Source organism: Rhodococcus cercidiphylli (genome assembly GCF_033042225.1).
GTDB lineage: Bacteria > Actinomycetota > Actinomycetes > Mycobacteriales > Mycobacteriaceae > Rhodococcoides.
Genome location: NZ_JAWLKE010000002.1, coordinates 700,126 through 718,600, shown reverse-complemented (window position 1 = coordinate 718,600; position 18,475 = coordinate 700,126). Strand labels below are relative to the sequence as shown.

Here is an 18,475-nt window from a genome sequence, read left to right as displayed (position 1 = left end):
ACCGGCCAGGACCCACTCCTGTCGGCAACCCACGCTTACATGCGGAGGGGCCCCAGCCAAGACCTCCATACCGTCTATCCGAGATTGCGGTAACGACCGAGTCTGTTTCGAGTCCGGGTGGCGGGATCGACGGTGGACAGCGCATGCAGTTCCCGGACGATGGCGTCGGCGATGCGGCCGGAGAAGGATGCGGGCTCGTCGGCCGCATCGGGGAGTTCGGCAACGATGGCGTCGACGATGCCGTCGCGCAGCAGGTCGACCGACCTGATGCCTTGGGCCTCGGCCATGTCGGGGGCGTGAGCGGTATCGCGGTGCACGATGGCACTGGCACCCTCGGGCGGAAGTGGTGCGAGCCAGGCGTTCTGGGCGCACAGCACCCGGTCGGCGGGCAGCAGTGCGAGCGCTCCACCGCCGGTGCCCTGGCCGAGCAGGATGGAGACGGTCGGGGTATCGACGGTGACGAGATCGGAGATCGAGCGCGCGATCTCGGGTGCCAGGCCTCCCTCCTCGGCCTCCTTGGACAGTGCCGCCCCGAAGGTGTCGATCACCAGGACCAGCGGTAGGCGCAGTTCCTCGGCCAGGCGCATGCCGCGTCGCGCTTCTCGCAGTGCCGCCGGGCCCATGGTGGCGGTGGCGGTGCTGCTGCTTCGGTCGTTGCCGAACAGGACGCAGGAGATCCCTCGGATTCGGCACAGCGACAACAGAATCGACGTGTCGGCCTCGCCCTGACCGGTGCCGCTGAGCGGAACATGTTCGCCGGCAGCGTGTTCGATGAGCTGCCGAATGCCGGGGCGATCCGCGCGACGCGACGACTGCACCGAATGCCAGGCAGACTGCTCCGGTATCTCGGCCTGTACGTCGCCGGTGAGGTCGGGCCACACCGTGGCGTCCAGGATCACTCGAAGTGCGCGAATCAGTAGGTGACGCAGGTGATCCAACGGCACCACGCCATCGATGACGCCGTGCTGGTAGAGATTCTCGGCGGTCTGCACCCCGTCGGGAAAGGGCTTGTCGTATAACGCCTGATAAACGCGCGGACCGAGAAATCCGATGAGCGCACCGGGTTCGGCGACGGTGACGTGCGCCAGCGACCCCCAGGACGCGAACACCCCACCGGTCGTGGGGTTGCGCAGATACACCAGGTACGGCAGGTGCGCCGCCTTGTGCGCGGTGACGGCGGAAGCGATCTTGACCATCTGCACGAAGGCCAACGTTCCCTCCTGCATGCGCGTGCCGCCGGAGGTGGGGGAGGCGATGAGCGGTAGGCCCTCCGCGGTGGCGCGCTCGATGGCGGAGGTGGTGCGCTCGGCCGCAGCAACGCCGATCGAACCGGCGAGAAACGCGAACTCGCACGCGATCATCACCACCCGCCGGCCGTCGATGGTGCCCTCGCCCGTCAGCACCGACTCGTCGACCCCGCTCTTCTCCCGCGCCTTCGCGAGGTCGCGCTGATAGGAGTCGTTGGGGTGAACATCGACCGGCTCGGAGTCCCAGGACACGAACGATCCGCCGTCGAGAACGGAATCGAGAATCTCGGCGGCGGATGTTCGTGGGCTCATGTCGGGGAGCCTACGCAGCGAACCCTAGCGAGCAAACGCTTCCTTCCACGAGACGGTCTTGCCGATCCGGAGAATGGATCGCTGGTAGATCTTGGCTGCACCCATCGCCAGGATCGCGGTGGTGACGATCATCAGGACTGCTGATCCGACGATCTGAACCGGCGAGGTCACTCCAGCCGCGATACGCAGCGGCATCATGATGGCGGAGAACGGAGGAATCCAGCTCAAGGTGTTGGCCAGGGTGCTCTCCGGGTCGCTGACGGAATAGAACGCTGCGAAGAACATCGCCATGATCAGAATGAGTAGCGGCATGGTCGTCGAATTGACGTCCTCCTGCCGCGAGACCATCGACCCGCCGGCGGCGTAGAGCACCGCGAAGAAGGCGAATCCCAAGATGAACCACGCCAGCGTTGCCGCGAAGACGCTCACCGCGGCACCGGTGACCGTCAGGACGCCTGTGCCCAATCCTGCTCCTACACCGGCTATTCCGTACAGAGCGAGCTGCAGAATGCCGACCGCGCCGATACCGAGAATCTTTCCCCACAGCAACTGCAGGGGGCGGACGGTGGAGAGCAACAGTTCGACCACGCGTGAGGACTTTTCCTCGACGACGCCCATCGCGACGTACATGCCGAAGCCGATGATCTGGGCATACAGCAGGAACACTGCGGACAGCGCCAGAGCGGTCCGCTGCCCGGCCTCGGGATCCGGCGGATCGATCGCGTCGACGGTGACCGTCGCGGCACTCGTCGCTGCCCCGAGTTCGTTCTGATCGACACCTTGTTGCGCCAGTGCAGTATTCGTTGCCTGCGTCGCGACACTACCTTCGACGACGGCCCTCAACGTTCCGGTCAGATCGGACTCGGTGACGGCGGTGTACGCACCCGCGGTTCCGTCCGGAACCAGCGCCACGTCGAGATCCCCGGATTCGACGCCGCTGCGTGCGGCTGCCGCGTCGGCGACTTCGCGCACCTCGACCGGAGATCCGACGGCGTCCCCGGTTGCTTCCACCACGGCCGCGATGGATTGGTCTCCGGCAATGCCGACGACGTCACGCTCTTCGTCGCCGCTGCCGGAGAAGATCGAGAACGCGATGATGCCGCCGACGATGACGGCGAGAATGATCACGTTGCTGATGACGAAGCTCTTCTTCATCACCTGAACGGTGAACTCGCGCTTGGCTATCAAAGACACTGCGCTGAAGGAGTTCAGTTGGGAGCTCATGCCACTACCGCCTCTCGGAACAGGTCGCTCAGGGAAGGTTTCTGGATGGAGAAGTCGTGTACCGGACCGGTCGCCAGTGCGGCTCGGAGGACTTCTTGATCGTCTGCCCCGGGTGCCAAGCCCAGGACGGTGACGCCGTCGCTGTGGCCGAGGGTGCTCACCCCGGCGATGCCCGACGCCCATCCGGGTGCCGCGTGCGGTGCATGGACGCGCAGTTGCGCATCTCCCGATCCGCGTAGCTCGTCGACGGTACCGACGGCCTTCATCGAGCCGGCGGCGATGATGCCGACGCGATCGCACAGACGTTGCACCAGGTCGAGCTGGTGACTCGAGAACACCACCGGTACTCCGGCAGCGGCCTTTTCGCGCAGCACCTCGCTCATCACGTCGACGGCGATGGGGTCGAGACCGGAGAATGGCTCGTCCAACACGAGAACCGCGGGGTCGTGCACCAGCGCGGCCGCCAACTGCACCCGCTGCTGGTTGCCCAGGCTCAGCGCGTCGACTGTGTCGTTGACGCGCTGATCGATGCCGAGGCGTTCGGTCCAGCGGATCACCGCAGCCTTCGCGTCCTTGGACGACAGGCCGTGCAGTTCGGCCATGTACGCCAACTGCGGGCCGACCTTCATCTTGGGATACAGGCCGCGCTCCTCGGGCATGTAGCCGATGGTGCGACGAACATCGAGGTCGACGGGCTTGCCGGCCAACAGAACCTGGCCGGAATCCGCCGACAAGACTCCGAGCGCGATGCGCATCGTGGTGGTCTTGCCAGCACCGTTGCTGCCGACGAAGCCGAACAGCTCGCCGGGCCGGACGTCGAAGCTGAGGTTGTCCAGGGCGATCTTGTCGCCGTACTTCTTGGAAACGGAGTCGATCGTGAGGGTGCTCATGGTGCCCTTTCGGTCGTTACTTCGGGTCGAAATCTTCGGTGTCTTCGAGTTCGGGGTCGGGGGTGATCCAGGCGAGAATCATTGCGGGGGAGCAGATACCGGCCAGCAATGCCGCCAGGGTCCAACCGCCACCCGCGTAGGCGAGGCGAGGCATCTCGTCGTTGGCCGTCGACAGAAAGATGGACGCGAACGCTGCCGCCATCACCAGGGTCTGCGTGATGGTGAGGCCGATGGAGCGAGCCTCGTTGCGTTGCTGTACTTCCCACTCGTCCAGTGCTCCGACCGGAGCGTCGCCGTGCCTTCCGGAGACCGTCTGCAGCGCCGTCCAGATCGGAAGGAACAGCAGAACGGCCGGTATCCATGCGATTGCTGCCCACTCGACGAAGAGGCTGGTAATGCTGATGACGAAGAAGGAGAAGAGAACGACGGACAGCGCGACAACGAGGATTCGACGTCGATGCTGTGTCCGCCAGGCGGGCAGCCAGTGCCTTGTCTTGGCGTCGTTCTCGAGGAATCGCCGCGTGCGATACGCCTGGTAGCGGGTGAGAATGTCGGTGCGTTCGCTCATTGTCAGCCGTCCTCGGGGTCGGGGTCGGGAGTGGTCCATGCGAGAAGCATTGCGGGAGTAGCACCTCCAGTGCTCAAAGCGGTCAGCATCAGTGCGCCGCCGGAGATCCCGAGATTCGTTGCCCCGAAAATCGATCCGAGGAACAGGTACGCCGCGGCAGCGGTGCCCAACACCTGAGTAACCGTCAGGCCGATGGATCGGGCCTGGTTGCGGAGCTGGACTTCGAGCTCGTCGAGCGCTTCCACCGGTGCTTCGGCGCGCCGATTGGACACGATGCCGAGGACGATTGTCGCGAACGCGAACACGATGTAGCAGATTCCCCAGAATCCGATCGCCCACTCGAACAGCGGGTCCGACAGTGCGAAGCCCGCGGAAGCTGTGAGCAGCACCAGAAGGATGGTGACGAAAGCTCGGCGTCGTTTCTGGACTCGCAATCCCGGCAGCCAGTTCGCATAGGTCTTTTCGTTCTCCAGAAACACTTTCGTCCGGGCTTCCTGATATCTACTGAAGATGCTGGGACTGTGCGTGTTCATCGATCCTTCTCCCTTCGGAAGAGTTCGGCCGAGAGTGGTCCGAGTTCGGTGCGCGAGAACACTGCTTCGATCGGCAGATCGAAGACGTCGCAGATGCGCATCGCGAGGTCGAGGCTCGGGTAGTGGTCGCCTCGTTCGAGGGCACCCACCGTCTGGGGATTCACTTCGACGAGTTCGGCCAGTTGCGCGCGGCTCATCTTCCGTTCTGCCCGCAGAACACCCACCCTGTTGAAGATCGGGAGCGCGGTACCACGCTTGACGGGGCTCATGACAATGAAGTGTTGTATAAACCCAACGATCTGTCAACGGTTAATAACAGATTGCTTCCGTTGACTACGTTGCATGTTGGTCCCGGGCGTCGGCAACGACGGCGCGCATCGTCGTCAGAAACTCGTCGATCGTTGCCCGCTGATCGGGGGTGAAGCGCGCGAGTTCGTCGACGGCCCGACCGATGACGGAGCCGAAGAACGTCATGCCGAGTTCGGCTGCATGTTCGGTGACGAACAGCAGTACTCGCCGGCGATCGGCCGGGTCGGGTTCACGTGAGACCAACTCGCGCTTGGCCATTCGATCGATCAGGGCGGTAACAGACGCGGATTCCAGACCCAGTTGCGCGCCGAGCCAGCCGGGTGTGGCACGCGTTCCGGCTCGGTCCGCATCCAGCAGGCAGATCAGCGCGCGGATGTCGGTCGGGTGAAGTGAGTGCTTCTGGGCGAAGCCTGCGCCGAGGAGATCGAGCTCGACGGTGAGTGCTCGCAGCTGATGCACGGCGGCGACAGGTTCGGTCATGTGCTGATCCCTCGGGAGATGCTGGACGAGCGGTCTCTCTATTGTCTACTATCTCGATCATCGAGAGAGTAGAGGGTTGTAATGTCGCTGGACGAATTCTTCTCCGCCTACGACCGGGTGCTGCTGAAGTGGCCGGCAGATACCCACGCCATCGACGTGAAGACGGTGCACGGCACCACGCGAATCAACGCCTGCGGACCCGCCGACGGCCCGGCGCTGGTGCTGCTACCGGGGGCGGGTGCGACGTCCACCGTGTGGTTCGCCAACGTCGAGGCACTCTCGCAGCACTATCGGGTGTACGGGGTCGACATCATGGGCGACGTCGGGCGCAGTGTTCCAGGTGACCATCCCATCGACTGCGTGGACGAGCTGCTGAACTGGGTGACGGCGGTTCTCGATGCACTGGACCTTCGAACTGCGGCACTCTGCGGACATTCATACGGCGCGATGATCGCCCTGGCGTTCTCTCTGCGCAACGAAAGCCGCGTCGACGCGCTCACTCTGCTCGATCCCAATGCCTGCTTCGGCTCCATGAGTCCGCGGTACCTGCTCCATGCGCTACCGATACTGCTGCGGCCCAACGAAAATCGGCAGCGCCGCTTCGTAGCGTGGGAGACCGATGGCCTGGCTTTGGATCCCGACTGGCTCGACGTCCTCGCGCTCGGAGCCGCACATTTCCCGACGGCAAAGACCATTGTTCCGAAGCGGCCGAAGCCCGCTGCGTTCGAGGGCTTCGATGTGCGCACCACTGTGGTCCTGGCGGGGAAGGGGAAGGTGCACAACGCGGCTCGTGTCGAATCGGCTGTGCATGCTGTCCTGCCGACGGCGAGGACGGTGGTGCTCGAGAACGCCACCCACCACGGGCTGCCGATGCATCCGGCACTCGAGGTCAACGAAATTCTGCTCAGTTGATGAAAATCGGGTGCAGCTGACCGCGCTCACCGCGGTCAGCTGCACCCGATTTCGACTCCCCGCGTCTACAGTTCCGACAGCTGCCCGTCGTTCATCGTCCAGTGTCTTGTGCTGCGGACCGTGTCGAGCATTCTGCGGTCGTGGGTGACCAGCAGCAGTGTTCCCTCGAAGTTCTCCATCGCACGTTCGAGTTGTTCGATGGCAGGTAGATCGAGGTGGTTGGTCGGCTCGTCGAGTACCAGCAGGTTGACGCCGCGGGCCTGCAGCAACGCGAGTGCCGCGCGGGTTCGCTCACCGGGCGAGAGAGACGACGCCGGCCGCAATGCGTCGTCGCCGCGGAGGCCGAACTTGGCCAGCAGGGTGCGGACTTCGGCGTCGGGCCACTCGGGAACCGCTGCGCTCAAGGCGTCGGACACTGTGCCCTCGCCGACGAAATATGCTCGCGCCTGATCGATTTCACCGACCGCCACACCCGAACCCAACGATGCCGAGCCCTCGTCCGGGTCCAACCGGCCCAACAGCACCGACAACAACGTCGTCTTGCCGGAGCCGTTGGGCCCCGTGATCAGAATCCGATCGCCCCACTCGATCTGCGTCGTCACCGGGCCGAAAGTGAACCCGGATCGCCGGACAATGGCACCGCCCAGAACTGCGACGACAGTGCCACTGCGTGGAGCCGCCGCAATCTCCATCCGCAGCTCCCACTCCTTGCGAGGCTCCTCGACCACCTCGAGTCGCTCGATGCGCCGCTGGGTCTGACGGGCTTTCGCGGCTTGCTTCTCGGTGGATTCGGCGCGGGTCTTGCGGGCGATCTTGTCGTTGTCGGTGGCCTTCCGGCGTGCGTTGCGTACCCCCGACTCCATCCAGTTCCGCTGCATCTGTGCCCGAGACTCCAACGCGGACTTGGTGTCTGCGAACTCGTCGTACTTTTCCCTGGCGTGCTGGCGCGCAATCTCCCGTTCCGCCAGATAGGACTGATAGCTGCCGTCGTACACATCGATGCGCCGCTGAGCCCGATCGAGCTCGACGACTCCAGTCACCGTCCGCGCCAGGAATTCACGATCGTGACTGACGACGACGATCGCCGCCCGCGTCGCGACGACGAACTGCTCGAGTTGCTCGAGGCTCGCCAGATCGAGGTCGTTGGTCGGCTCGTCGAGCAGAAGAATGTCGTAACGCGCGAGCAGAATCGCGGCGAGCCCCGCGCGCGCAGCCTGCCCACCCGACAGCGCCGTCATCAGCGCAGACCCGTCGACATCCAGACCGAGGTCCGCGAGAACCTTCGCCGTGCGCTCCGCCAGATCCGCGCCGCCGAGCGCAAGCCACTTCTCCAATGCCGGGGTGTAGAGGTCGTCATCACTCGACCCCAACGCCTCGGCGGCGGAGTTCATGGAGAGTTCGGCCTCGGTCACCCCGGTCCGCCGACCGAGGAAGTCCAACACCGTCTCCCCGGCGATCCGCTCGGGCTCCTGCGCCAGATATCCGACGGTCGCGTCGGGCGGGCTGGTGTAGATCTCACCCTCGTGATCGGCCGTCCCCACACCCGCGAGCAGGGTCAACAACGTCGACTTGCCTGCACCGTTCGCTCCGACGAGCCCGATCACATCACCCTCGGTAACCGTCAGATCGAGTCCGGAGAACAGGGTTCGATCGCCGTGGAAAGCGGCGAGATCATCGATACGAAGCGTTGCGGTCACACCGAAACACTAAGGGGCGGGAACAACACCACCCCACCCACCGTTGCCATTCGTATGACGTATTCAGCCGAGACCAGTACTGTCCCGACCATCGTGCTCAACGACGGCACGTCCATTCCCCAGTTGGGGTTCGGTGTGTGGCAGGTTCCCGACGACGGTGCGCAGGCCGCAGTGACCGAGGCGCTGAAGGTCGGCTACCGCAGCATCGACACCGCCAAGGTGTACGAGAACGAGACCGGCACCGGCCGCGCAATCGCAGAGTCCGGCATCGCCCGTGACGAGCTGTTCATCACCACCAAGCTGTGGAACGACGACCAGGGCTACGACTCCACTCTGAAGGCATTCGACGCGAGCATGGATCGCCTCGGACTCGAGTACCTCGACCTGTACCTCATTCACTGGCAGCAGCTCGACCGCGACAAGTACATCGACACGTTCAAGGCGTTCCAGAAGCTCAAGGCCGACGGCCGCATCGGCTCCATCGGCGTCTCCAACTTCACCATCCCCACCCTCGAGAAGCTCATCGACGCGGTAGGCGAGACACCGTCGATCAACCAGGTCGAGCTGCACCCGCGGTTCGTCCAGGAGGAGCTGCGCGCGTTCCACACTTCGAAGGGCATCGCCACCGAGGCCTGGAGCCCGCTCGGCTCGGGCACCATTCTCGACGAGCCGGTGTTCGCGAAGATCGGTGACGCGCACGGCGTCACTCCGGCCCAGGTCATCCTGCGCTGGCACATTCAGCTCGGCAACGTGGTGATCCCCAAGTCGGTGACCCCGAAGCGCATCGCCAGCAACTTCGACGTGTTCGGCTTCGAGCTCAGCAACGACGAGATTCAGCAGATCAACGCGCTGGACTCCGCAGACGGCCGCACCGGCCCGGACCCGGACAAGTTCAGCAGCTGACCTGTCACATTCCGGGCACGTCGGGGGCCTAGTCTGTACCCATGTCCGATTCGCTCGCAGGCAAGACCGTTGCCCTCACTGCCGAGCGACGTGCAGACGAACTGGCCACCATGCTCGAACGCCGCGGCGCGAACATCGTTCACGCCGCGGCGATTCACGTTCTGCCCCTGATCGACGACTCCGATCTGAGGTCCGCCACCGAGGGCATCGTCGAACGCCCACCGCAGATCGTCGTGATCAGTACCGGCATCGGTTTTCGGGGCTGGCTCGACGCGGCCGCCGACTGGGGTATGCGCGAAGAACTCGTGACAGCGCTGGGGCACACGCGAATCCTTGCCCGAGGTCCCAAGGCGCGCGGGGCAATTCGTGGCACGGGGCTCCGCGAGGAGTGGTCGCCGGCCACCGAGGCCTCGCAGGAAGTCTCCGATCATCTCGAGGCCGAGGGTGTTGCCGGGGTGGACATCGCAGTTCAGCTGCACGGGGTGATCACCGAGTGGGAGCCGACCATTCACCTCAGTGATGCGCTGACCGAACTCGGCGCGCATGTCCGACCGATCCCGGTGTACCGCTGGATTCGCCCCGCGGATCAGGCTCCACTGGTCGACCTGTTGGAACAGATCATCGAGAATCGGGTGGATGCGGTGACGTTCACCAGCGCCCCCGCGGTGGCGTCCCTGCTCTCGACCGCCAAGGACAACGGCATGCTCGACGCCTTCCTCGACGCGCTTCGAGGACCTGTCGCCGCGATCTGCGTCGGGCCGGTGACGTCGGCACCGTTGGACGCGTTGGGTGTTCCGACGTCGATGCCGAGCCGGGCGCGACTGGGCGCGCTGGCGAAATTCGTGACCGAGAGGCTCGGTTAATCCAGGGTCTCGAGCAGTTCGGTCACCGCTGCTCGCCCGGCTCGGTTTGCCCCGATGGTGCTGGCGGACGGCCCGTAGCCGAGCAGGTGGACGCGATGGTTCGCGGCGACCCGGGTGGTGAGCCTGCCGTCCATGACGATTCCGCCGCCGTGTCCGCGCAGGCGCAGCGGCGCGAGGTGGTCGAGGGCGCTCCGAAACCCGGTGGCCCACAGAATCACATCGGCGTGCTGAGTCGACCCGTCCTCCCACACAACGGAATCGGCGGTGATCGAGGAGAACATCGGCTTGCGTTCGAGAGCCCCGCGCTCGCGGGCGGCAGCCAACGACGGCGTCAGCAGCAGTCCGGTCACCGACACGACCGAGCCGGGTGGCAGGCCCGCCCGCACACGTTCCTCGACCATGGCGACGGCCTTGCGGCCGGCATCGTGATCGAATTCGCTGTCCCGGAACACCGGTGGTCGACGCGTCACCCATGTCGTGGACGTGACCTGCGAGATCTCGTCGAGCAGTTGAACGGCCGAGATGCCGCCGCCCACCACGACGACGTGCTTGCCTGCGAACTCGTCGGCCGTCCGATAGTCCTTGGTGTGCAGTTGCCTGCCTGCAAAGGTCTCGGCTCCGTCGTAGTGCGGAACGAACGGCTTCTCCCACGTGCCGGTCGCATTGATCAGCCCCTCGGCCATGACGACGGTCTCGCCGGCTTCGACCCGGAATCGGGGTTCCCGATCGCACACGACGGTCACCGTGACGGGGCGTCGAACATGCAGTTCGAAGCGTTCCTCGTACTCGCGGTAGTACCGGGGGACGGCGTCGGCGGCGGCGATGGTCTCGGCCGGCTCGTCTCCGAGCGTGTCCGCGAAGGCCATACCGGGCAGGTCGTGTACGCCGTTGACGGTGCTCAGCGTCAGCGAGGGCCAGCGGAACTGCCATGCGCCGCCCGGCCCGGGGGAGCGATCCAACATCACGAAGCCCTCGCCTGCGGTGAGTCCGGTGCGGTGCAGGTGATAACCGGCCGAGAGTCCGGCTTGGCCGGCACCGATGACGGCGACCCGAGTGTCGATCATGGAGACCAGTAGATCAGGCCCCGCACTGTCATTTTCTGTACTGGTGGGTAACCTCTGCTCTCGTGATCGGACTCTCTCGTGACGGCGACGTCGTCACCCTCGAACTGCAGCGGCCGGATCGACGGAACGCGTTGAACTCCGAGTTGTGCCTGGCGGTGCATCGCGGAGTAGAACAAGCCGAGCGTGACGGCGCGCGGGTCGTGGTCGTCACCGGCCAGGGCACCAGCTTCTGTGCGGGTGCAGACCTGACGGGGGACGCGTTTCCCGAGCACTTCGGGCAGATCCTCGAAGAGATGCTGACGGCAATCCAGCGGACCTCGATTCCGGTCGTGGCCGCGGTGAACGGACCGGCCGTCGGTGCCGGCACACAGTTGGCCGTCGCGTGCGATCTGCGAGTCGTTGCGCCGGGCAGTTTCTTCGAAATACCGTCGACCCGGCTCGGCATCGCGGTGAGCAACTGGACCATCCGGCGGTTGGCCTCGCTCGCGGGCGGCGGTGTTGCGCGCACCATCCTGCTCGGCGGTGAGCGGGTGTACACCGAGCAGGCGTTCACCTGCGGGCTGGCGAACAAGCTCGGCGACCTGGACGTCGCAACACAGTGGGCGCAGTCGATCACCGAACTCGCTCCCTTGGCGTTGCGTCACCTCAAGCTCGTCTTCAACGACGATGGAGCACAGGATGTTCCGACGCCGGAGCAGGTCGCTGCGTTCGAGGCCGCGTGGAGCAGCGAGGACATGAAAGAAGCGCGCCGCGCACGATCCGAGAAGCGCAAGCCGAAGTTCGTGGGCAGGTGATCGTCGGCGCGCCCGATGCGGGCGATACGGCGTGGCTGCTGACCAGTACCGCGCTGGTGCTGCTGATGACTCCCGGCCTGGCCTTCTTCTACGGCGGCATGGTGCGCTCGAAGAGTGTGCTGAACATGATGATGATGAGTTTGTCGGCGATCGCAGTGGTGTGGCTGCTGTGGTTGGCGTTCGGATTCTCGATGGTGTTCGGCGACAACGTGATCGGCGGGTGGATCGGAAACCCGTTGCAGCACGCCGGTTTCGAGGGTCTGCTGGGTGGGGTGTACACCTCGGCCGCAGGGACGGTGTCGATTCCGTTGGTGGGAACCGTTCCGGCGCTGGTGTTCGCGGCGTTCCAGGCGGGTTTCGCGATGGTGACGGTGGCGCTGATCTCCGGTGCCGTCGCAGATCGAATGCGATTCGTGCCCTGGGTACTGTTCGCGGCGCTGTGGTCCACACTCGTCTACTTTCCGGTGGCGCACTGGGTGTTCTCGCTCGACGGGCTCACCAGTGAGTTCGGTGGGTGGATCACCAACAGGCTCGGTGCCATCGACTTCGCCGGCGGAACTGCGGTGGAGATCAACGCAGGCGTCGCCGGCCTCGTTCTCGCGCTCGTCGTCGGCAAGCGGCGTGGTTGGCCGCGAGATCCCATGCGCCCGCACAACCTTCCGGCCGTCATGCTCGGAGCCGGGCTGCTGTGGTTCGGTTGGTTCGGGTTCAACGCGGGATCGTCGTTGGCCGCGGACGGCGTCGCCGCGGTGGCTCTGGTGAACACGATGGGTGCCGGAGCGATGTCCATGGCGGCGTGGCTCGTCGTCGAGAAGCTGCGGGACGGCCATGCGACGTCGTTCGGTGCGGCCTCCGGCGTCGTGGCCGGTTTGGTGGCCATCACACCCTCGTGCACGGCGGTCACCCCCATCGGCGCCGCGGCGATCGGCATCGCGTCGGGTGCGCTGTGTGCCCTGGCCATCGGCCTCAAATACCGCTTCGGCTACGACGATTCGCTCGATGTCGTCGGTGTGCATCTCGTCGGTGGCATCGTCGGCACGCTGATGATCGGACTCGTGGCCAGTGCGCAGATGCCGGCAGGGGTGGACGGTCTGTTGTACGGCGGCGGGCTGCATCAGCTGTGGGTACAGGCGGTCGCGGTGGCTGCGGTGTTCGCCTACTGCGCCGTCGTCACCACCGGGATCGCGTTCGCGATCAAGGCTGTCATGGGAGTGCGCGCCGACGCGCAACACGAAGCCGACGGTCTCGACGAGCACGAGCACGCCGAGTCCGCCTACGACTTCGGGGTGAGCCACGGAGGCAGCAACAAGCCGGGTCTTTTCGGTAAGTAGAGACAACCCGTGCGTGTCGTTTACGAACGGTTTGGACTTCGAAACCCGTTCTGTCCCTTATGAGTCGATGCGTGCAATCGTTGTTCGGTTCGACCCCGATCGTTCATCTTCGGTTCTCCTGACCCGCGTGTTCCACCCATAGTTTTTCGCTGCTCGCATCGAGTGATGGACACGACGAAAGACTGAGGAACATGAAGCTGACTCGATTCGCGGCAACGTCCGCATTGGTCATTGCAGCGATGACGACCGCCATGGGCACCGCCTACGCGGATCCGGCACCGGCTCCCGCCGCTGCCGTCGGGTGGAACGTCACCCAGGCCGGCAACCAGGTCCTCGTCGACACGACGGCCGGCACCCTGAGCAACGAGGACAACCACCTCGTCGTCCGCGACGCCAACGGTGTGCTGGTCGACTCGGTGCCGTTGGCCATTGCCGCAGACGGCTTCTCGCACCCCGTCGCAGCCGTCATCGACGGAAACCACGCCACCCTGACCGCCGACGCCTCACCTGCCGCGGCAACCCCGGTCTCCGCCTCTCTCCCGGGTCTGCAGCAGGTCGACCTGCCCGCCGCGGTCTCCGGCGTCAAGGACAACATCAGCCTGTCCGCTTCGGTCGGTGGATTCCTCGGAGCCGCAACCGGTCTGGTCACCGGTTGCTTCCTCGGAGCCATCGCCGCCGGCACCGTCTCCGCGCCTGCCCTGCTGCTCTTCGGTGCAGCACCGGTAGCCGGATGCGTCGGCGGCGCACTGCTTCTCGGCTCGGGTGCTTCGCTCGCCGGAACCGCCATCGGTGGTCTCGGTGCCATCGCAGGCAACGCAGGGCAGTTCATCCAGCTCCTCAACGCTCCTCCCGCCGTCAAGAAGTAACTCTCGTACAGCAGTGCTGTGGCCCGCATCGGATCCTCCGTTGCGGGCCACAGTCGTCGGCAGGTTCTTGTCGCTAGCGAGCCAGCGCGAGATCTCGCACGTGTGCACGGCGAGCCGCCGTCACGAGTTCGACGACGGCATCGGCCACTTCGCGGGCCCGTTCCAGGATCACCATGTGCCCGGCCTCTGCGACGCACACCAGGCGAGCGTCGGGCAGATGTTCGGCAATGGTTTCCGAGTGACGCATCGGTGTCATCAGGTCGTCCGAGCCGCACAGGACCAGGGTGGGGATCGAGGCGAGAGCAGCCAGGCCGGCCACCTCGTCGAGACCTCGGAATGCCCCGAGGAAGCCGGCCAACGTCACGATGGACGTCTCGCCCAGCATTGCCGTCGCCAGCGTCACCACCCTCGGACCGACTCTTCGGGATCCGCATCCCGCGGTCCTGACGATCGGGGCCCACACGCCGCGACTGAGTCGCTTGGCACCCGACATCAGTCGAGGGGCGCGTCGAACAGCGGCCTGGAACACCGACACCGCGGGATGCGCGAGGGCACTGCCGAGTCCGTCGTCGGTGATTCCACCCGCCGACGTCGCGATCAAACCGACTCCGACCAGGCGCGTGCCGATGGCCTCCGGGTTCTGACGGGCGTAGGAGAGCGCCGTCATTCCCCCCATCGAATGGCCGACGACGACGAACGGTCCCGACGGGACCATCGCACGGATGACGTCGGCCAGGTCCTCACCGAGCTGATCGATGGTGCAGCTCTCCGGCGCGGCCGCACTCGACTCCCCGTGCCCGCGGTGGTCGTACATCACGATCCGCACGTCGTCTCCCCAGGCGTGTTCCACCTGTGCACGCAGGTCGGTCCACGACTGCATCCGCAGGCAGTGTCCGTGCACGAACACCGCGGTCAGTGGCGCATTCGGATGCCCGAACTCGCGAACCGCCAGAGCGGTGCCGTCGCCGGCAGCGACGGTGCTGCGGCGACCGACCTGATGGCTCTGCTCGCTGGTGATCATGGGCGCTCCGCGGGTGTGAGTGTCACGTGCTGCGACGACGGTGTTGTCCGGTACTTCGCTTCGTCGACACGCCGTGTTACCTGAATCACAATTTTTGTTCGGTGTGGTACCCACTCGGACCAAGCCGGGTGGGAATCGGCACCGAAGTACTGGTGAGCGTTCAGGAAAGGACGCGCGTTGCCAGTGAGGAGATCGGCCATGGGTTTCGGCATGGACAGGCTCGAGGACGTTGTGCCCCGCGCCGTTGCGGGAGATCGACTCGCTCTCGAACAGGTGCTGGTGTTGATCCAGCCACCGGTTCGTCGATACTGCGCAGCTCGCATCGGGAATCTCGACGTCGCCGCGGACGATGTGGTGCAGGAGGTCTGCCTCGCACTGGTCACCGCCATTCCCAAGTACCGCGACATGGGCAAGCCCTTCATGGCGTTCGTGTACGGGATCGCCGCGCACAAGCTGGCCGACGCGGGTCGTAAATCGGTTCTGCGACAGTCGTTCTCGATCGACGAGATGCCGGAGGAGCAGTCCACCGATGCCGGCCCGGAGCAGCTCGCGCTCGGCGACGAACTGCGTAGCCACACCCAGGCATTGATGGACACCCTGCCGACGAAGTACCGCAAGATCATCCTGATGCGAGTCGTGTGGGGAATGACGGCACCGCAGACCGGCGAAGCACTTGGGATGACGGCCGGAGCCGTGCGAGTGGCCCAGCATCGCGCGATGAACATGCTGCGCGCCGAGCTGTCGAACTTCTCGCTGCTGGCGGCGCGCGCAGTCGCCTGACAAACCTCGCCGAAGCGGGACTTCGGGGCCGAATGTCCGAATCGCCGGAGTGAGTAACCGCAGCTACATCTTCCCAAGACACCCCGGCAACGTGGCGGTTCTACGTTGTTGACCCATGACCGCCGTACAACCAGCGCCGACAGACACCGCGCTCAAAGAGACGCTCGAGGACTACACGCTGCGCTTCGCGCCGCGTAGCTACCGCAAGTGGGGAACCGGTGTCGTCGCGACGTCCGCGCTCGGCGGCATCGCGTACCTCGCGGACTTCGCGATCGGTGCCAACATCGGAATCTCCTACGGAACTGGCAACGCACTCTGGGGCATCCTGGTGTTCGCCGTGGTGATCTTCCTGACGGGACTCCCGCTCGCCTACTACGCCGCCCGCTACAACATCGATCTCGACCTGATCACGCGCGGTAGCGGATTCGGCTACTACGGGTCGGTGGTCACCAACGTCATCTTCGCGACGTTCACGTTCATCTTCTTCGCGCTCGAGGGTTCGATCATGGCGCAGGGACTCGAACTCGGACTGGGCATCCCGTTGCCCATCGGGTACGCGGTGTCCACGATCATGGTGATCCCGCTGGTCATCTACGGCATGAAAGCCCTTGCCAAGCTGCAGGTCTGGACCACGCCGCTGTGGCTGGTGCTGATGGTGCTGCCGTTCGTCTATCTGGTGATCAGCAATCCCGATTCGGTCGGGGAGTTCTTCGCCTACGGCGGCCAGGACGGTGCCGACGGCAAGGGCGTCAACATCGGGTCGGTGATGCTCGCAGCCGGCGTGTGTCTGTCGCTCATCGCGCAGATCGCCGAGCAGATCGACTACCTGCGCTTCATGCCACCCAAGACACCCGAGAACTCCCGACGCTGGTGGACGGCAGTGCTTCTCGCCGGGCCGGGCTGGGTCATCTTCGGCGCGCTCAAGCAGGTCGTCGGACTGTTCCTCGCCGTGTACCTGATCGCCAACGTGGTCGACGGATCCACCATCGCCAACGAGCCGGTGCACCAGTTCCTGGAGATCTACGAGAACTTCATGCCGGGCTGGCTCGCCATGACCCTTGCGGTGATCCTGGTCGTCATCAGTCAGATCAAGATCAACGTCACCAACGCGTATTCCGGGTCGCTGGCGTGGACCAACTCCTACACCCGCATCACCAAAACGTACCCGGGTCGCATGGTCTTCGTACTGTTCAATCTCGCGATTGCGCTGATCCTGATGGAAGCCAACATGTTCAGCTTCCTCAACGACATCCTTGGCTTCTACGCCAACTGCGGTATCGCGTGGATCGCCGTGGTGGCGTCGGACATCGTCTTCAACAAGTACATCCTGAAGCTCTCACCCAAGGTCCCCGAATTTCGACGCGGCATGCTCTACAACATCAACCCGGTGGGCTTCGGATCGATGGCGGCGTCGGCCATCCTGTCGATTCTGGTGTTCTTCGGAGCATTCGGACCGGCGATCAAACCGTACTCGCCGATCGTGGCTCTTGTTCTCGCACTGATACTTCCGCCCATCCTGGCCGTTGCGACCAAGGGCAAGTACTACCTGCGGCGTACCGACGACGGCATCGATCTGCCGATGTTCGACGAGCACGGCAACCCGTCCGACGCACTCGTGATGTGCCACGTCAGCGGAATGGAATTCGAGCGACCCGACATGATCGCGTCCAACGTGCCCGGGCCCAACGGGGAGAAGCAGTACATCAGTTCACTGTCGCTGAGCACCGACAAGACGGGGGAGCACATCCTGCCCCCGCAGTAGCGACTTCGTCGCAGGTGAGCGGAAACTCGTAGTGGGGCCCGAGTTTCCACTCACCTGGCGAGTCAGCGTCCTCGGAACTCGGGATCGCGACGCTCGAGCATCGCGTCGACAGCCTCGGAATGATCCTCGGTGTGGTGTGCGATGGCCTGATAGGCAGCGGACAGTTCGAGCAAGGATTCCAGACTCTGCTGCTGGCCCTCGCGCAACAACTTCTTCGTCATCCGCAGTACCTGCGGTGGGTTGGCCGCCACGCGCCGTGCCAGCGCGTGGGCAGCGTCGAGCAGATCCTCGGGCTCGACGACCCGAGAGACCAGGCCCCATTCCAATGCCGTGGCGGCGTCGATGGCCTCGCCGGTGAACGCCATTTCGCTCGCCCGTGCCATGCCGATGGCCCGGGGGAGCAGCCAGGCCCCACCGTCTCCGGGAATGATGCCCACCTTGGCGAAACTCTCGGCGAATGTCGCAGTGGTCGAGGCGATTCGGAGATCGCACATCAAGGCCAGATCGCAGCCGGCTCCGATGGCAGGGCCGTTGACCGCGGCGATCGTGGGAATCTCGCAGTGATACAACGCCTTCGGGATTCGTTGGATGCCGTGCCGGTAGCCCTGCCGCAACTCGGCCGGGCTACCACCGAACATTCCCTGCTTGTCCCGCATGTGCTTGACGTTCCCGCCTGACGAGAATGCCGAACCGGCACCGGTCAGGACGGCAACCCTGATCGATGGATCCCCGTTCGCGTCGGCGATCGCGGCCTCGAGGGCGTCGATGGTCTCCACCTCGGAGATGGGATTACGGGCCTGGGGGTTGTTCAACGTCCAGACGACCACGTCGCCTTGTCGTTCGGTAAGAACAGGTTCTCTCACGGTCGGGCCTTTCGTTGCTTGGCCGCAGTGGCGCGGTTAAGTGCCGCCTGGGGCAC

The 18,475-nt window shown here is 64.9% G+C and carries 19 protein-coding genes; 8 read left to right on the top strand and 11 right to left on the bottom strand.

Annotated elements, in window-relative coordinates; all coding sequences use genetic code 11:
- Positions 1-74 precede the first annotated feature (74 nt).
- From R3P95_RS07005 to R3P95_RS06975, 7 genes are all read right to left on the bottom strand, one after another.
- The gene (locus R3P95_RS07005; protein ID WP_317547791.1) at positions 75-1,559 is read right to left on the bottom strand and encodes a carboxyl transferase domain-containing protein; all 1,485 of its coding nucleotides are present in this window, start codon (positions 1,557-1,559) and stop codon (positions 75-77) included.
- A gap of 24 nt (positions 1,560-1,583) precedes the next feature.
- Complete coding sequence (locus R3P95_RS07000; protein WP_149405067.1) at positions 1,584-2,783, bottom strand: ABC transporter permease; 1,200 nt, start codon at positions 2,781-2,783, stop codon at positions 1,584-1,586.
- Positions 2,780-3,673: an ABC transporter ATP-binding protein gene (locus tag R3P95_RS06995; protein ID WP_317547790.1), complete on the bottom strand. Its 894-nt coding sequence runs from the start codon at positions 3,671-3,673 to the stop codon at positions 2,780-2,782. Before R3P95_RS06995 ends, R3P95_RS07000 begins: the two co-directional genes overlap by 4 nt.
- A gap of 16 nt (positions 3,674-3,689) precedes the next feature.
- A complete protein-coding gene (locus R3P95_RS06990) occupies positions 3,690-4,241 on the bottom strand; it encodes a hypothetical protein (protein ID WP_269594849.1) in 552 nt (183 codons plus the stop codon).
- A 2-nt stretch (positions 4,242-4,243) separates the two neighbouring features.
- A complete protein-coding gene (locus R3P95_RS06985) occupies positions 4,244-4,774 on the bottom strand; it encodes a hypothetical protein (RefSeq protein ID WP_269594850.1) in 531 nt (176 codons plus the stop codon).
- Complete coding sequence (locus tag R3P95_RS06980) at positions 4,771-5,043, bottom strand: helix-turn-helix transcriptional regulator (RefSeq protein WP_032372936.1); 273 nt, start codon at positions 5,041-5,043, stop codon at positions 4,771-4,773. The genes R3P95_RS06985 and R3P95_RS06980 overlap by 4 nt, the downstream gene beginning before the upstream one ends.
- A gap of 64 nt (positions 5,044-5,107) precedes the next feature.
- Complete coding sequence (locus R3P95_RS06975) at positions 5,108-5,563, bottom strand: MarR family winged helix-turn-helix transcriptional regulator (protein WP_317547789.1); 456 nt, start codon at positions 5,561-5,563, stop codon at positions 5,108-5,110.
- Between the two features lie 81 nt (positions 5,564-5,644).
- On the opposite strand from R3P95_RS06975, the gene R3P95_RS06970 reads away from it, so the two are divergent.
- Positions 5,645-6,475, top strand: coding sequence for an alpha/beta fold hydrolase (locus R3P95_RS06970; RefSeq protein WP_317547787.1), 831 nt, complete (start codon positions 5,645-5,647; stop codon positions 6,473-6,475).
- A 65-nt stretch (positions 6,476-6,540) separates the two neighbouring features.
- Here the strand turns inward: R3P95_RS06970 and R3P95_RS06965 are convergent, their stop codons facing one another.
- Entirely contained in the window at positions 6,541-8,172 is a 1,632-nt protein-coding gene (locus tag R3P95_RS06965; RefSeq protein ID WP_317547786.1) for an ABC-F family ATP-binding cassette domain-containing protein, read from the bottom strand.
- 54 nt (positions 8,173-8,226) lie between these two features.
- Here R3P95_RS06965 and R3P95_RS06960 point away from each other — a divergent pair, with 54 nt between their 5' ends.
- Together R3P95_RS06960 and R3P95_RS06955 are read left to right on the top strand one after the other, a co-directional pair.
- Positions 8,227-9,075 carry an aldo/keto reductase gene (locus R3P95_RS06960; RefSeq protein WP_317547785.1) on the top strand — a complete coding sequence of 283 codons (849 nt, stop codon included), beginning with the start codon at positions 8,227-8,229 and terminating at the stop codon, positions 9,073-9,075.
- 41 nt (positions 9,076-9,116) lie between these two features.
- Positions 9,117-9,938 carry a uroporphyrinogen-III synthase gene (locus R3P95_RS06955; protein ID WP_269594855.1) on the top strand — a complete coding sequence of 274 codons (822 nt, stop codon included), beginning with the start codon at positions 9,117-9,119 and terminating at the stop codon, positions 9,936-9,938.
- Here the strand turns inward: R3P95_RS06955 and R3P95_RS06950 are convergent.
- Positions 9,935-11,002: an NAD(P)-binding domain-containing protein gene (locus tag R3P95_RS06950; RefSeq protein ID WP_317547784.1), complete on the bottom strand. Its 1,068-nt coding sequence runs from the start codon at positions 11,000-11,002 to the stop codon at positions 9,935-9,937. The genes R3P95_RS06955 and R3P95_RS06950 overlap by 4 nt on opposite strands.
- Positions 11,003-11,064: 62 nt before the next feature.
- Between R3P95_RS06950 and R3P95_RS06945 the strand changes: the two genes are divergently transcribed.
- The 3 genes from R3P95_RS06945 (at position 11,065) to R3P95_RS06935 (ending at position 13,993) form a co-directional block, all read left to right on the top strand.
- The gene (locus R3P95_RS06945; protein WP_094686727.1) at positions 11,065-11,796 is read left to right on the top strand and encodes an enoyl-CoA hydratase; all 732 of its coding nucleotides are present in this window, start codon (positions 11,065-11,067) and stop codon (positions 11,794-11,796) included.
- Positions 11,793-13,127: an ammonium transporter gene (locus R3P95_RS06940; protein WP_317547783.1), complete on the top strand. Its 1,335-nt coding sequence runs from the start codon at positions 11,793-11,795 to the stop codon at positions 13,125-13,127. Before R3P95_RS06945 ends, R3P95_RS06940 begins: the two co-directional genes overlap by 4 nt.
- A 191-nt stretch (positions 13,128-13,318) precedes the next feature.
- The gene (locus R3P95_RS06935) at positions 13,319-13,993 is read left to right on the top strand and encodes a hypothetical protein (protein WP_149405078.1); all 675 of its coding nucleotides are present in this window, start codon (positions 13,319-13,321) and stop codon (positions 13,991-13,993) included.
- A 73-nt stretch (positions 13,994-14,066) separates the two neighbouring features.
- Here R3P95_RS06935 and R3P95_RS06930 read toward each other — a convergent pair whose 3' ends face one another.
- Positions 14,067-15,014: an alpha/beta fold hydrolase gene (locus tag R3P95_RS06930; RefSeq protein ID WP_317547782.1), complete on the bottom strand. Its 948-nt coding sequence runs from the start codon at positions 15,012-15,014 to the stop codon at positions 14,067-14,069.
- Between the two features lie 198 nt (positions 15,015-15,212).
- On the opposite strand from R3P95_RS06930, the gene shbA reads away from it, so the two are divergent.
- A complete protein-coding gene (gene shbA, locus R3P95_RS06925) occupies positions 15,213-15,794 on the top strand; it encodes an RNA polymerase sigma factor ShbA (protein ID WP_317547781.1) in 582 nt (193 codons plus the stop codon).
- A gap of 115 nt (positions 15,795-15,909) precedes the next feature.
- Positions 15,910-17,556: a purine-cytosine permease family protein gene (locus R3P95_RS06920; protein WP_317547780.1), complete on the top strand. Its 1,647-nt coding sequence runs from the start codon at positions 15,910-15,912 to the stop codon at positions 17,554-17,556.
- 62 nt (positions 17,557-17,618) lie between these two features.
- On the opposite strand, the gene R3P95_RS06915 is transcribed toward R3P95_RS06920, so the two are convergent.
- Positions 17,619-18,419: a crotonase/enoyl-CoA hydratase family protein gene (locus tag R3P95_RS06915; RefSeq protein WP_317547779.1), complete on the bottom strand. Its 801-nt coding sequence runs from the start codon at positions 18,417-18,419 to the stop codon at positions 17,619-17,621.
- Positions 18,420-18,475 lie beyond the last annotated feature (56 nt).